Origin of the sequence: Kocuria sp. (genome assembly GCF_030538595.1) — a bacterium.
GTDB lineage: Bacteria > Actinomycetota > Actinomycetes > Actinomycetales > Micrococcaceae > Kocuria.
In genome coordinates this window covers 397,576-411,316 of sequence record NZ_JAUNTS010000001.1, presented here as the reverse complement: position 1 = coordinate 411,316, position 13,741 = coordinate 397,576, and the positions used below count along the sequence as shown (strand labels likewise).

The window sequence follows — 13,741 nt, the reverse complement described above, 5'->3', positions numbered from 1 at the left end:
TGCCCCCCGGGTCACCCCCCCCCCCCCCCACTGGGGTGGTAGGTGCCCCGGGGGGGTGGTGTTGGGCCCCCCATCAGCTGATGGGCGAACAAACCCAACCCCCAGTGACTCAGCCGCGTTCGCTGACGATTTTCAGCGGATGGGCATCAGGAGTTGGGTCCGGTCATGGTGGTCACGTCAAGTGCAGCGTCCAGCTGCTCCTCCGTAAGGTGGGTGCCATCCACGTAGCCCAGCTCAACCGTGGCCTCCCGCACGGTGACCTTGTTGGCAACGGCGTGCTTGGCAATCTTGGCCGCAGCTTCATATCCGATTGCCTTGTTCAACGGAGTCACGATCGACGGCGATGCCTCCGCAAGGAAGCGGCAGCGCTCCTGGTTGGCGGTCAAACCGTCAATCATCTTCTCCGCCATCACGGTGGAGGTGTTGGCCAACAGGCGGATGGACTCCAGCAGGTTGGCAGCCATGACCGGAATACCAACGTTGAGTTCAAAAGCACCGTTGGTGGAGGACAGCGCCACGGTGGTGTCATTGCCGATCACCTGAGCAGCCACCTGAATGGCGGCCTCACAGATCACCGGATTGACCTTTCCGGGCATGATGGAGGAGCCGGGCTGCAGATCCGGAATGGCAATTTCACCCAGCCCGGTGTTGGGGCCAGAACCCATCCACCGAAGATCATTGTTGATCTTCATGTAGGAATAGGCGATGGTGCGCAACTGCCCGGAGGCCTCCACCAGACCGTCACGGTTGGCCTGGGCCTCAAAGTGGTTGCGAGCCTCCGTGATGGGCAGCCCGGTCTCCGCCGCCAGTAGTTCAATCACACGGGCGGAGAAACCAGCCGGGGTGTTGATGCCGGTGCCAACGGCCGTACCGCCCAGCGGGACTTCGGCAACCCGCGGAAGGGAAACATTGATGCGTTCGATGCCGTAACGGACTTGCGCCGCGTAGCCACCGAATTCTTGGCCCAGGGTGACCGGAGTGGCGTCCATCAGGTGGGTGCGCCCTGACTTCACCACGTCCTTGAACTCCGCGGCCTTGTTCTCCAGCGACGTTGCAAGAGTCTCCATGGCCGGGATCAGCTCATGGGACAGAGCAGCGGTGACGGCAACGTGCACGGAGGTGGGGAAGACATCGTTGGAGGACTGGGAGGCATTGACGTGGTCGTTGGGGTGTACTTCCGTGCCGGTGCCCTCCAATGAACGTGTGGCCAAAGTTGCCAGCACCTCATTGGTGTTCATGTTCGACGACGTACCGGAGCCGGTCTGGAACACATCAATGGGGAAGTGTTGGTCGTAATCCCCGGAGGCCACCAGGTCAGCGGCGTCCTGAATAGCTTGGGAGCGTTCGGCGTCGAGCACCTCCAGTTCCAGGTTGGCCTGGGCTGCGGCTTTCTTCACCTGAGCCAGAGCCTTGATGTGCTGCGGCTCCAGGGTCTTGCCGGAAATGGGGAAGTTCTCCACAGCGCGCTGCGTCTGTGCCCGGTACAGGGCGTTGACGGGCACCTTGACCTCGCCCATGGTGTCGTGTTCGATGCGGAATTCAGCGTTGTTTTCAGCCATGACACCAGTCTATGGCCCGGAACACACTCCCGCCCACGCCGGTACCAGCTTGTTCCCGCGCACCGGGTCAGTTGGCCTGGAGTGCTTTTCCGTGTTGGTACACCAACTCCGCTTTGCCATCGGCCAGGTGGTAGAACAGACCCACAATGGCCAGATCGCCACGTTCCACGGCAGCCGCAATGGACTGTGACTGATCGAGGATGCGTTCGGCCACCAGCCGGACATTTTCCACCACCATGTCATTGACGGTGGTTTTGCCCTGGCGTTGCCCTTCCAACACGGCGGGGGTGATGCGCTCAACCAGGGAGCGTTGGAAGCCGCGGGGCAAGTCTCCGCTGTCCACCGAGGCTTTGGTAGCTGTCACCGCACCGCAGGAGTCATGGCCCAAAATCACCAGAAGCGGAACCTTCAAGGCCTCCGCTGAATACTCCAGAGTGCCCAAAACTGCGTCCGCCACCACCTGCCCGGCGGTGCGAACCACAAAAGCATCTCCCAGGCCCAAATCGAAAATGATCTCAGCAGCCAGGCGGGAGTCGGAGCAACCAAAGATGGTGGTGAACGGGTGCTGTGCCTGGGTCAGGGACTCTCTGCGGCTGGCGTTCTGATTGGGGTGTTCGGAATCCCCCTGAACAAATCTGCGGTTGCCTTCCCGCAGCTTGTCCCAGGCGGCTTGGGGGCTGAGCTGGTCCTGCGCAGCGGGGCTGTCCACATGCTGTTCCACAGTTGTCTCCTGAATGATGTTGATCCGGCACCGGCGGCAGTCACTGTTCGGTACCTGCAGTAGCTAAGGGGCAATTGCGGCCACTGTTCGGTACCCGCAGCAGCTATTCAGTGTCTGCAGCCACAACGGCCTGGGCGGCATGATCGAACTCTTCCTCCGTGGCGCTGCCCTTGAGCACCACGGTACTTCCATCCAGCTCACCCACCCAGGCGCGAGTGAGCTGACCCTGGTCATTTTCCTTCTGGTAGGTCTCCCAGGTGAGACCGTGTGCCTCACGGCTGCCGGTCTGCGGTGCCTGGTCCACGGTTTCCACCAGCCAGGTGGGATTGGCCAGGTCCGTTTGCACCAACTCAATGAACCGTGACGACGGCGTCACCCACCCCGCCTCCCAGCGGTCCACTCCATCTGCTGTATTGCCTTGCCAGCGGGCAAAGTTGGGGCTGTAGCCTTCGCCCAGGTCCGGAGCCAGCGGTTGGAACTGGGCAACATCCGCGGCGTAGGAGGCTTCCTGTGCAACGTTCACATCTGGCCGATACGTCTGACCGTCCGGACGCGGTTGCAGGAGGAAAAATGGAAGAGCCAACAACACCAGGACCGCCATGGAGATGATCATGCCGCGTGCGGGCGCGTTCACGCGCTGGGCCTGTTTGGCCGTGATCTGTGGTGTGAACTCCGGCGCGGCCTCTGATTCTGCGGTGCGCTGGTGTTCCGTTGGTTGGGGGTTCTGCTGACTCACGGGTTCCATTGTGCCTGGGCTGGAGCGTAACCACAGCACCGGCTGCAGGTGATGGCACCCAGCGGTCCCACTGCCGGTGTTTGGTGCGCCATAATCCGGCGCATGTGTTTTTCCGCGGCTACCCTTGAGGGAAGATCAACGACGACGTTGACCCCCGCGCACCGAAGGTGAGGAAAGCTGTGTCCCAGCAGACAAAGTCCACCAATGCCCCAGACCGTAACCTGGCCATGGAACTGGTCCGTGTGACCGAGGCCGCCGCAATCGCCGCGGGGCACTGGGTGGGGGCCGGTGACAAGAACAGCGCTGACGGTGCCGCTGTGGATGCCATGCGTTCGTTCCTCTCCACCGTGGATTTCAACGGAACCGTGGTGATCGGTGAAGGGGAGAAAGATGAAGCTCCCATGCTGTTCAACGGTGAGCAGGTGGGGGAGGGCTCAGGTGCTGCCTCTGACATAGCCGTGGACCCGATTGACGGCACCCGCCTCACGGCCTTGGGCATGAACAACGCCCTGTCCGTGATTGCCGTGGCTGACGGCGGTTCCATGTTTGATCCCTCCGCGGTGTTCTACATGGAAAAGCTGGTGGTGGGCCCGGAGGCCGCGGACTTTGTGGACCTGCGCCTGCCGGTCAAGCAGAACCTCCATCTGGTGGCGCGGGCCAAAGGTGTGCCCGTCAACCAGCTCACGGTGTGTGTTCTGGACCGCCCCCGTCACTCCGATCTGGTGGATGAGATCCGTAAGACAGGCGCGCGGACTCGCATGATCCTGGACGGTGACGTTGCCGGCGCCATTGCCGCCTGCCGTGAAGGCACCGGCGTGGACGTCATGATGGGCACCGGCGGCACCCCGGAAGGAATTGTGACAGCCTGCGCCGTCAAGGCCACCGGCGGTGTCATTCAGGGGCGTTTGGCCCCCACCGATGAGGCCGAACGGGAGAGGGCGGCCGCGGCTGGTCTGGACATTGAGCAGGTCCTGACCACCGATGACCTGGTGACCTCAGACAACTGCTTCTTTGCCGCCACCGGTATCACCGACGGCGACCTCCTGCGTGGCGTGCGCTACCACGGCAACCAAATCACCACGCAGTCCTTGGTCATGCGCTCGCGTTCCGGCACCGTGCGTGTGGTGGAAGCTGAGCACGTGGCAGCCAAGTGGGAGAAGTACGCGCGCCACTGAGGTGCTGGCGCCGTGCCCGCGCCACACCACGTACCTCAGGGACGCGCGTCCAGTCAGGCGCCTACATTGCCCAGTCAGACGCATACACTGTTGCCGCAGGAGTTTCCGCATTGCCCCATCAGACTGGGCATTGCCGGGCGAGTTCCTGCGCCGCTTCATGGGGCACCGCACTACTCCGTGAAGTGCTGTCCTCCGGCTACCCCGGCCGTGAGTGCCAATCACCGTCCAAAGGAATACGCACGCCGTGGCTCTGACCGTCAGTTCCAGCCTGAACCAGAAGACGTGGGATGCCACGGTCCGGGTGACCGGTGGTCACCCCAATCAGCTCTGGGGAATCGGGGCCGTTCAACAATCTGCGGAGGGTGTGAATCTCACCGTGGATCGGGTGTTGGTGCGGGACGCGGATGAACGCATGGTGGGTTATGCGCAGTTACTGATTCGGGAGGAAAGCAACAGTTTTCATGCCGAGGCTCATCAGGCGCATGTCAACCGGCCGGCCACCGTTCCGGCCTTCATGCAGACCCTGGCCGGCTATGTGGCGGACCGTTACGATGCACAATCGCTGACGCTGAGCGTGGACACTCCCGCTGCCCAACCTCTGACCGAGGCCCTGACCGAACGCGGGTGGAAGCGCCAGGAAACAGTGAGTGAGGGGGAGACAGGCCCCCGCCGCTTGCGAGTTCCGTTGGGGGCTGCAGATTCCGCACTGTCCGCCAGGCTCTCCGCAGACACTTTGGACCGTTGCCGGGCCGGTTTGAAAGTTTCTGATGTGGCGGTCCGGGAAATCACCGCCAACTCCGGCAGCGTCCGCGCCGTTGGCCTGAAAACAGGTCAGATCAACCACCTCCTGAAAGATCTGGGGCAGGATTCTTTGCTGCTGGTGGCCGCTCAGGAACGTCCGGATGAGCAACCAGAGGCGTTGGGCTACCTCTGGTTTGTGCACACCGTGGGGCTTGCCATGCTCTATCGCATCGGGTTCACCCGCAAAGCGCGGGAGTTGGGGATCGACGACGCACTTCTGCTCACCGGCGCGGTAGAACTGCAGAAACGTGGGGTCCAGCGGATGGACGGCGGTGACTCCGCTGACAAGGATGTTCCCACCGTGGTTCGTGAACTGGCAGACCGTGATCGAACGGTGCTGGGGACCTGGCGCAAGGACCTGGTGGAGGTGGCGCAACAGGCTCCGGCCCCCGTGTCAGAGCCCACCAAACGACGACTGTTCGGCCGCAAGAAGGCCCAAACCCCGGTGGCGGAGGTTCAGGCCCCGGAGGAACCTACGCCCCCTCGACGGGTGGATGAGGTCCGGCAAGCGGTGAGCGCAGATTTGGGGATTGAAACCACGGGGATCACCCCGGCCCAGTCCGATATTGCCCTGGGCGGCGGCTCAACTCCGGATCATTCCAGTGCTGAGGGGCGGACCCCCAGCGCTGTAGTCCAGGGTAACGGGGCGCGCAAGGGTGGCGTTGCGGCGTCGTCGTCCTGGGGTGCAGGCACGGACGACGACGGTCAATCTGAGGGGGCTCCGGGCGCCTCCGCCTCTGCGGGGGGTGCACCTGATGCCGTCACCGAACCTGCCGAGAACGGTGCTGCGGCAACGGGCAAGCCCGCCAAGCTCTCCAAGAGCCAGGCTCGCAAACAACGCAGGCAGAACAAGCGTTCGAGCGCTCAGGAGCAAAGCCCGGCCGAATCACAGGCCCCGGACGACTCTTCTGAAGCGGCTGAGGCTCAGCACGTCACCGCCGAACAGCCACAGCCGGCGCAGGGCCCCGATGCGCAGGACGGACCGGAAACTCACCAGCAGTCCAGCGCAAACCACCCCACGGACACCCTGGCCACCAGCGAACCGGTGACCGCGCACGGGGCGGAGTCCGCATCTGAACCGGAGCAGCCGCAGGATGCTCAAAACCGGACTGAGCACAAGCCGCAGCGGGAGGAATCAGGCGGTCATTCCCCGGACATCTCCCGGAAGGCCGATGCTCTGGCCCGGCAACGGGCGCACTCTCCGGCGGCGGACTCCGCCGATGGCCAGGAGCGCTCCGACCGGTACCATCCGGACGCGGGCAGTGACCGCAAGCGCGGGCGCGGTCCGTTTGCCTTCGGCAAGCGCGTGTACTCGGACAGCGTGCAGGCGTTCAAGGACGCTGCCGGACGGTAAGGCCGGGGTTCAGGACTCCTGGGAGGCGCCACCGCGGCCGCGAACCACGGCGCGTGCCTTGTTCCTGAGTGTGGCCACCATGCCGGGGGCCTTGGACTTGACAGTTGCAGCGGCCTCCCGCGCGGTTCGGACCCCGGTGTAGGCCGCGTACTTTGCGGTGGAGACCGGGAGGTCCCACGTTCCCGGGAACTCCACCGGCTGCCCGCCGAACTCCTGCTTGAACTTGGTGAACCCGTACCACTCATGTTCTGGTCCGGCACCTTCAGGTGCGGTGCCAAAGAGGTCAAAGTACTGGAGACCCGCCTCCTTGGCATCCAGGATCATCTGGACCACCAAAGGGGTTCCTGCCGCTAGTTTGCGGTGCTCGTAGTCCATGGCTGCGTGGGCGTAGACACGGGTGTCATCCGAGTCATAGGCAAAGGAGGCGCCAATGGGTTCGCCATCCAGCAGCGCCAGGTAAAGAACTCCCGCACCCTGCGGCATGAGCACCTTGGCGGCAGTCCGCAGGTAGTCATCCTGCTGGCGGTTGAAATGCTTGCGTTCCGCCGTCTGATCCAGGTACTTCAACAGGATGGAGATGGCTTCAGGGTCCGTGGTGGACGTGAAAGTCACGCCCTTCTTGTGAATGTTGCGGTACAGATTCCGCTTGGTGGACTTCATGTCCTTCAGCAAGGCGTCTTCATCTTTGGTCAGATCAATGATCTGGGTGTGCCCGGGCTGAACCTGGCGCGGGGAGAGCTTCAACCCACGTCTCCGTAAAGCAGCTTCCGGGGTCTCCAATCCATCCTGAATCTGTGCAAAGGCCGGTTCCACGCGAACAAACCAACAGCCGTGGGCTTTGGCTGCCCGTTTCAAAGATTCCAGGGCAGCGTCAAAAGCCTGCGGGGAATCGGCAATCGGACCGTACGGGGCGTAAAGATAACGGCCCGTGGCACCACCTTCCACCGTGGCCTGCCAGGAGTATCCGGGGCCCTGGTCCTTGACCACCGTGTGGCCCAGTTCAGCCTGGAAGTCTGCCCATGCCTTGCTTTGCAGAATGTTCGTCACGCGCTCAACTGTACCGGTGGGTTACGGGCCTGTGACGCCACGGACCTGTGGCTTAGGGCACGGAGCAGGTTCCGTTCGGGGACAGTTCGGTGGCGGAGCCGTCCTCGGTGCCCGGAGTGCTGTTGCCGGTCTCAGCGGGCAAGAGGGTCAGGCCGCGGGAACCCAGTCCGGCGCCCAATGCCATGGGGCTGGATTGGTTGACTGCACCCAGGGCAGAGGTGCCATCCGCGCCGGCCAACAGTTCTTGGACATCAGCGTGAAGCTGGTTGTAGTCCGGGTACGTGGGGAACATGGCGTCGTAATAGGGCGGGCCTGCCGCATATCCCACCAGCTCATGGTTCTGAGCCTCCAATGCCAAGTCCACGAACGATCCAATGCTGGACTGCGGGATGTCCGTTTCCACCACCTGCGTTCCGGCGGCAGCCAGCTCCTCGAATTTGGAGACCACGTTGATGGGGCTCAGCTGTTTGAGCATGGCCGTTTGCACGCAGCGCTGACGCGCCTGACGGTCGTAGTCAGAAGCTCCTTCGCGTGAGCGCGCGTACCACAGGGCGTGGAAGCCGTCCAAGTGCTGAACCCCGGGCTCAATGTAGCCGTCAATCGGGTTTGGCAGCCCCGTGATTTCGTTGGTGCCGCCGCCGATGGGGACCTCCCCACCGACGTCAATGGTGATGCCACCCAAGGCATCAATCAGCTGTTCAAAGCCAGCCATGTCAATCATGGCGTAGCCTTGCACCTCTATGCCCAGCACTCCGGAGGCAGCATCCATCATGGCTTCCGCGCCGGGGTCCTGCACATCACCGTAAATATCCGGATGGGACTCGGTGACATCCGTGTAGATGGCGTTGAGCAAGCATTCGTCCCCGCAGTTGTACCCCTCCGGGTAGAGCTCGTGCATGGGGGAGTCATCTGGGAACGGGGTGTTCTGCAGATTCCTGGGGAGGGAGATGGTCACGGTCTGACCGCTCTTGGCATCAATGCTGATCACGGTCATGGAATCCGGACGCAATCCCACTCTGTCTGCACCGGCGTCGGCGCCCATGAGCAAGATGTTGTAGCGCCCATCCACGGGACGGAAGGGGAGCCCACCACCAAAAATGTCCCCGACGGCGGCCCGCGTGACATTGATCAAGTGAGCCGTGTAGCCCAGCCCACCGGAGGTGATCACCATGGCCACAATGGTGCCCACAATCGTCACGGTGCGCGCTTTGTTGGCGAGCAGACCCGGTTTGACCAGCCGCAAGGCATCCAGGAACAGCAGACCCCACCCAATGGCCAGTGCCACCAGAACCAGGCTGATCACAGGTGCCGTCAACCCGTTGGTCACCAGGAAAATCAGCGGTGTGCGCCAGAACATGGCCGAGAGCAGGATGAGGACCAGGAGCGCCCAGCAGATCACCGTGACGGTCAGAGCAACGCGACCGATCTTCCGGTTGCCTGCCGCGATCTGAGCGCTGCCCGGCACCAAGAGCGTTGCACCGATCAAAAGACCGGCGCGCTTGTTGCGTGCCTGGGGAGAGACATATCGCGGATTGGCCATGGCCGCGGCCCAGGAACTCACCCTGGTGGTAGCACGTACGGAGCCATCGGCGGGAACTTCCCCTACGACGTCGTCGTAGTCATCAAAATCGCCGTAGCTGCCATTCTCACCGTAACTACCACCGTCCCCGTAACCACCACCGTAGCGGCCATTGTCACTGTAGTGACCGACGTCGTCGTAGTCACCCGATTCGTACGCATACTGATCGGCGACCCCGTCTGAGCGGTGGCCGCGGTTGTGCTGACGAAAGTCTTGGGGTCCTGTCACGGGGGTGAACGCCTGTAGCTCGGGGAAGTGTGGAGAGGCGTGATGCGCAAGTGTTGAACCTTGTGATCACACGATGGCAAAGCGCAAGTCAGTCGGACAAGCGCTCGCGGAGGGCCGCGCCTTTGGAGTGGGCGACTTGATTGAGGTCGTGGGCAAAGTGGTCCAGGGCTTGGCGCAACTGCTGCGCTTCCGGGTCTGTACCTGCGGCCAGGACACGTGCCGCCAACAGGCCTGCATTTCGTGCTCCGCCAATGGAGACAGTTGCCACGGGTACCCCGGCGGGCATCTGCACAATGGAGAGCAGCGAGTCCAACCCGTCAAGGGTTTTCAGGGGTACGGGTACGCCGATCACAGGTAGCACAGTGGTCGAGGCCAACATGCCTGGCAGGTGAGCAGCCCCTCCCGCGCCGGCAATGATCACGCGTAGCCCGCGCTCGGCGGCCTGAGCCCCGTAGCGGATCATTTCATGCGGCATGCGGTGGGCGGAGACCACGTCAACCTCATAGGGGATCCCCAATTGACCCAGAACCTCAGCGGCAGCCTCCATGACTGGCCAGTCCGAGTCTGAACCCATGACCACGCCCACAGCGGGTTGGGAGTCATCCATGCTGCTCTCCTTTGTCCATGTCAGCTCACGCTACCCCGCCCGGCTGAGCATCCGCCGGTAGGCCCATGTGGTGTTGCATGCATCAGTGGCCAGTGACTTTGTCCTTGAACGTGGGAGCCCGCTACTGGCCGCGCCGAATCATGCCGGCTGCGCGTTCGGCATCTTGGCGCAGCTGATCCATTTCCTGGGGGGAGCGGCCCGTGACATTGACGTGTCCCACCTTGCGGCCCGAGCGAACACTCTTGCCGTACAGGTGCAGTTTGGCCGTGGGAACGGCTGCCATGGCCGCGGTGAATCCTTGGAAAAGGTCATGGCATTCACCGCCCAGAATGTTCTTCATCACGGTGGCGCCGTCCGTACAGTCCGTGTCCCCCAGTGGGAGGTCCAGTACAGCCCTCAGATGTTGCTCGAATTGGCTTGTCACCGAGCCGTCCATGCTCCAGTGCCCGGAGTTGTGGGGGCGCATGGCCAACTCGTTGACCAGGAACCCACGGCCTGGCACGTCAAAGAGTTCCACGGCCATGACGCCGGTGACCCCCAATTCAGTGGCCAGGGTGCGCGCCGCCGCCGCAGCAGCCTGGGCCACATCAGGATCGAGCCCCGGGGCGGGGGCCAAGACTTCATCGCACACGCCCTCCACCTGAATGGACTCCACCACGGGCCAGGAGCGCACTTCACCGGATGGCGTGCGGGCCACCAATGCGGACAGTTCACGGCTGAACGGCACGGCTTCCTCAGCCAGCAGTGCCGGGAACTTCCCTTCGGCAAACCAATCAGCCGCAGTGGATTCCCGGGCCTCTCGGGCGGAATGGACCAGGAGCACGCCCTTGCCGTCGTAACCGCCGCGGGGGGTTTTCAGGACAACCGGCCACGTGTTCTGAGCAAAGGCCACCAGTTCTTCCACGGTGGCGACTTCTGCCCATCGTGGGTTGGGCAACCCCAGGCGTTGCACGGCCTTGCGCATCACAATTTTGTCTTGGGCGTGGACCAGCGCTTCCGGACGCGGCTCCACGTGGACTCCGGCACTCAGCAGTGCTTGGAGGTGTTCATTGGGCACGTGTTCGTGGTCAAAGGTCAAGGCGTCCAGACCATCGGCAAAGTCCATCAACGTCTTCACATCCCGGTAGTCGCCCACGGTGTGGGTAGCGGCTGCGGGAATGGCACAGCTGTCCGGGGTTTCTGCCAGCACACGCAGTTCAATGCCCAGAGCGGTGGCCGCCGGCCCCATCATCCGGGCCAGTTGTCCGCCGCCCACCACACCCACCGCGGGACCGGTGACAGGGGCAGGCGAGTTCCAGCGGCGGTTGCCGGAGGTTGTGCTGCCACCCAGGTGACTACCTCTACCCGCGTCACCAGTTGTGGTGGCGGTTGGGGTCTGAGGCATGGGCGAGCTGGGCTCGGAAGAGGTCGCGTTGGTCACGCCACCCAGAGTAATGCGCGTAGCCGTGATTATGATGGGCCCCAGCGCCGATCGGGTTGTGGGGCGCAGGCGCAAGATCCCGCACTGTGACGGGTGCTGCTTGGGGTGATCCCGGGTATCAGGCGCCATCCGCCCTAGAGCATTTGGAGCCTGCTGCACATGATCAACCGTTTCAAGGCCATTTGGCACCTTTTCATGGCGGAGCTGATGAAGTTCGGCGCCGTGGGTGGCCTGGCCTTCCTGGTCAACGCCGGTGTGGTCTGGATTCTGATGCACACGGTGTTTCAAGATGGCGGCCACGTCAAAGCCAAAGCCATTGCCACGGTGGTTGCCACGCTGTTCTCCTGGGTGGCCAACCGCTACTGGACCTTCCGGGACAAGCGCCAGTCGGACACCAAGAAGGAACTGTTCCAGTTCTTGATCGCCAACGGCATTGGCATGTTGATCGAACTGGGTTGTGTGGTGGTCAGCTACTACGTGCTCGGATTGACCAGCCCCACGGCCTCCTTCATCTCCGGCACCATCGTGGGAACGGCCCTGGGCACCATTTTCAGGTACTTTGCGTACCGATTCTGGGTTTATGCCGTCAAGCTGGACGACGAACCCGGGTTTGCGCCCTCCACCACCTCGGAAATGGCAGCGATCACCGGGCGGATTCCCGTGGTCAAAGCCAAAACGACGGCGCCCTCCACACCTTCCGACGGCACCGATTCAGCTGCCGCGGACTCGAACACCACCGGCCCCACCGGTCGCTAGTCCCACGGCCAGCTGAGCACCGGGGTGCTAGGTCCAGGCCAGCTGCACCTTTTCCGAGGCCAACAGATGCTCCACGTTCTCGGGTGTGCGATCCGTGATCACCACCGCTGTGCCGGTCATCCAAGCTCCTAGCGCCCCGGCCAGAAGCGCCGGTGACCAGGTGGAGCTGTCCAGATGCACCGCTGTGACCGGGGAGTTGTGCGCCCCCAGCTGGTCGGCGTGCGTGGTCGCCTGAGTCAGTAGATCACCTGTGGTCCACAGCAGGGGGCCTGCGACCAGAGCCGGCTGAGATTCCGCAGGCGCAGGCACAGCGGAGAAATGGTCTCCGTGGGCCCTGACTTCCGCACAGAAATCAATGGCTCCCGGCGGGAGCTGATCTTGCGGGAGGCTCATGGCCAGTGCCGGATAGGCCAGCAGCATCAGATCATCGGCTTGGGCCTGGAACGCCGGGTTCTGGGCCATTGGTGGCGCAGTGCGTGGGGGAGTGGGCAGATCTGGGGCCTCGCGTGGGGAGACTGCGGTCTGGTCGTGTGCTTCCACCGCCCGGTCGCCAGCTCCCACCACCTGATCATGTGAGTCTGCCGGTGCGTTGCGTGAATCCACCAGTGCGACGGCCAGCGCGGCCGGTTCGCCGGCACCCACCGACGATTGCGATTCATCCGGTGTGCGGAGTTCCACTGTGGCGCCTATGCGCCACGCGGCAGCCATGACCACGGCATTGCGCCAGTGCATGGAGGGCTCCACCAGGGTGCGGTCACCGGTCATCAGGCCCAGATCATCCATCAGGAGGTTGGCAGTTTTTGCCACCCAGTTTTCAAACACACGCCCGGACAGCTCCACTCGGCCGCCGTCGTGCCCGTAGAAGACCACAGCCGGAGTGGGCTGAGCGGCCAAGCGCTCAAAAATTGCTGACACCGTGCGGGGCCGGTGGTGGCTGCTGGTGGGCATCATGGGCATGGGACCTCCCGCGGTGGCGGTGACTTCCGGGGGTGACGTGCAGTGATTGTGCTCGTCCAGCCACACGTTCAAGAGTCCTGAACGGTGATGTTCAAGTTGTCAACTTGAAATTCGAGCTTGACGATTGAGTGCTTACAAGCGTGTAATTAATTCAGTGGCGAGGTGCCGTAAGCCCCTGACAGGTGCTCGGAAGCCCCCGAATCGCAGACTCTAGAAGTCTAGGTCAGCGTGTCCCCGAGCGGAACCAGTCCGGACCGCACTCGCCCCGGTGGCTCCTGCAGCCGCCACCCCTGGCCAACTGACCGGAAGGAACACCATGGGAGAGCCCGCCTACAACAACGCCGAGGTGGCACAGGCCGCACGGCGACGGCGGGGAAGCCGTTCTGTTCCGCAGGATTGGTTCCTGGACCCGGTTGATCCTGATGCCGCTCAGCGCTATTCGGACTCCACTCAGTCGGCGCAGCGCCAGTATGTGGGTGCGCCGGAGTCATCTGAGCAGGTTTCGGATGCCGCCGCGGTGCCAGGTTCCATCTGGCAGGCAGTGGCCGGTGAATACGGGACCGATGGCGATGAGGGCGAGCTGGCCTGGCAAACTGACGCACTGTGCGCTCAGACCGATCCGGAGGCATTCTTCCCGGAGAAGGGCGGATCCACTCGGGACGCCAAGCGCGTGTGTGAAGCCTGCCCCGTGCGTTCAGAATGCCTGGACTACGCCATGGCGCATGATGAGAAATTTGGTATCTGGGGCGGTTTGTCCGAACGGGAGCGGCGTCGCCTGCGCCGCGCCGGGCGCTGAAGCTC

General features: G+C 63.2%; 12 protein-coding genes. 4 read left to right on the top strand and 8 right to left on the bottom strand.

The window, feature by feature from the left end:
- Window positions 1-146 precede the first annotated feature (146 nt).
- The 3 genes from Q4G32_RS01900 to Q4G32_RS01890 form a co-directional block, all read right to left on the bottom strand.
- Window positions 147-1,559, bottom strand: coding sequence for a class II fumarate hydratase (locus Q4G32_RS01900; RefSeq protein WP_303348816.1), 1,413 nt, complete (start codon window positions 1,557-1,559; stop codon window positions 147-149).
- 67 nt (window positions 1,560-1,626) lie between these two features.
- Window positions 1,627-2,280, bottom strand: a complete 654-nt coding sequence (locus Q4G32_RS01895) for a carbonic anhydrase (protein ID WP_303348815.1) — start codon at window positions 2,278-2,280, stop codon at window positions 1,627-1,629.
- Between the two features lie 103 nt (window positions 2,281-2,383).
- The gene (locus Q4G32_RS01890) at window positions 2,384-3,016 is read right to left on the bottom strand and encodes a DUF4245 domain-containing protein (RefSeq protein ID WP_303348814.1); all 633 of its coding nucleotides are present in this window, start codon (window positions 3,014-3,016) and stop codon (window positions 2,384-2,386) included.
- A 227-nt stretch (window positions 3,017-3,243) separates the two neighbouring features.
- On the opposite strand from Q4G32_RS01890, the gene glpX reads away from it, so the two are divergent.
- Both glpX and Q4G32_RS01880 read left to right on the top strand, forming a co-directional pair.
- Window positions 3,244-4,191, top strand: a complete 948-nt coding sequence (gene glpX / locus Q4G32_RS01885) for a class II fructose-bisphosphatase (protein WP_303349002.1) — start codon at window positions 3,244-3,246, stop codon at window positions 4,189-4,191.
- Window positions 4,192-4,435: 244 nt separating this feature from the next.
- On the top strand, window positions 4,436-6,346 hold the full coding sequence (locus Q4G32_RS01880; protein ID WP_303348813.1) for a hypothetical protein: 1,911 nt from the start codon (window positions 4,436-4,438) through the stop codon (window positions 6,344-6,346).
- Window positions 6,347-6,355: 9 nt separating this feature from the next.
- Here Q4G32_RS01880 and Q4G32_RS01875 read toward each other — a convergent pair whose 3' ends face one another.
- The 4 genes from Q4G32_RS01875 to Q4G32_RS01860 form a co-directional block, all read right to left on the bottom strand.
- On the bottom strand, window positions 6,356-7,393 hold the full coding sequence (locus tag Q4G32_RS01875; RefSeq protein ID WP_303348812.1) for a lipid II:glycine glycyltransferase FemX: 1,038 nt from the start codon (window positions 7,391-7,393) through the stop codon (window positions 6,356-6,358).
- A gap of 52 nt (window positions 7,394-7,445) precedes the next feature.
- On the bottom strand, window positions 7,446-9,200 hold the full coding sequence (locus Q4G32_RS01870) for an LCP family protein (protein ID WP_303348811.1): 1,755 nt from the start codon (window positions 9,198-9,200) through the stop codon (window positions 7,446-7,448).
- 88 nt (window positions 9,201-9,288) lie between these two features.
- Window positions 9,289-9,807 carry a 5-(carboxyamino)imidazole ribonucleotide mutase gene (gene purE, locus Q4G32_RS01865; RefSeq protein ID WP_303348809.1) on the bottom strand — a complete coding sequence of 173 codons (519 nt, stop codon included), beginning with the start codon at window positions 9,805-9,807 and terminating at the stop codon, window positions 9,289-9,291.
- Between the two features lie 121 nt (window positions 9,808-9,928).
- A complete protein-coding gene (locus Q4G32_RS01860) occupies window positions 9,929-11,038 on the bottom strand; it encodes a 5-(carboxyamino)imidazole ribonucleotide synthase (RefSeq protein ID WP_303349000.1) in 1,110 nt (369 codons plus the stop codon).
- 348 nt (window positions 11,039-11,386) lie between these two features.
- On the opposite strand from Q4G32_RS01860, the gene Q4G32_RS01855 reads away from it, so the two are divergent.
- Window positions 11,387-11,983: a GtrA family protein gene (locus tag Q4G32_RS01855; protein WP_303348808.1), complete on the top strand. Its 597-nt coding sequence runs from the start codon at window positions 11,387-11,389 to the stop codon at window positions 11,981-11,983.
- 27 nt (window positions 11,984-12,010) lie between these two features.
- Here the strand turns inward: Q4G32_RS01855 and Q4G32_RS01850 are convergent, their stop codons facing one another.
- On the bottom strand, window positions 12,011-12,940 hold the full coding sequence (locus Q4G32_RS01850) for a TIGR03089 family protein (protein ID WP_303348807.1): 930 nt from the start codon (window positions 12,938-12,940) through the stop codon (window positions 12,011-12,013).
- A 316-nt stretch (window positions 12,941-13,256) separates the two neighbouring features.
- Between Q4G32_RS01850 and Q4G32_RS01845 the strand changes: the two genes are divergently transcribed.
- Window positions 13,257-13,736, top strand: a complete 480-nt coding sequence (locus Q4G32_RS01845; RefSeq protein WP_303348806.1) for a WhiB family transcriptional regulator — start codon at window positions 13,257-13,259, stop codon at window positions 13,734-13,736.
- Window positions 13,737-13,741 lie beyond the last annotated feature (5 nt).

What these genes read in the sequence shown, in the direction of transcription:
- Q4G32_RS01900 (WP_303348816.1), bottom strand. Translation starts at nt 1,559, where the DNA reads ATGGCTGAAAACAACGCTGAATTCCGCATCGAACACGACACCATGGGC.
- Q4G32_RS01850 (WP_303348807.1), bottom strand. Translation starts at nt 12,940, where the DNA reads ATGCCCATGATGCCCACCAGCAGCCACCACCGGCCCCGCACGGTGTCA.
- glpX (WP_303349002.1), top strand. Translation starts at nt 3,244, where the DNA reads ATGGAACTGGTCCGTGTGACCGAGGCCGCCGCAATCGCCGCGGGGCAC.
- Q4G32_RS01855 (WP_303348808.1), top strand. Translation starts at nt 11,387, where the DNA reads ATGATCAACCGTTTCAAGGCCATTTGGCACCTTTTCATGGCGGAGCTG.
- Q4G32_RS01845 (WP_303348806.1), top strand. Translation starts at nt 13,257, where the DNA reads ATGGGAGAGCCCGCCTACAACAACGCCGAGGTGGCACAGGCCGCACGG.
- Q4G32_RS01860 (WP_303349000.1), bottom strand. Translation starts at nt 11,038, where the DNA reads ATGATGGGGCCGGCGGCCACCGCTCTGGGCATTGAACTGCGTGTGCTG.
- purE (WP_303348809.1), bottom strand. Translation starts at nt 9,807, where the DNA reads ATGGATGACTCCCAACCCGCTGTGGGCGTGGTCATGGGTTCAGACTCG.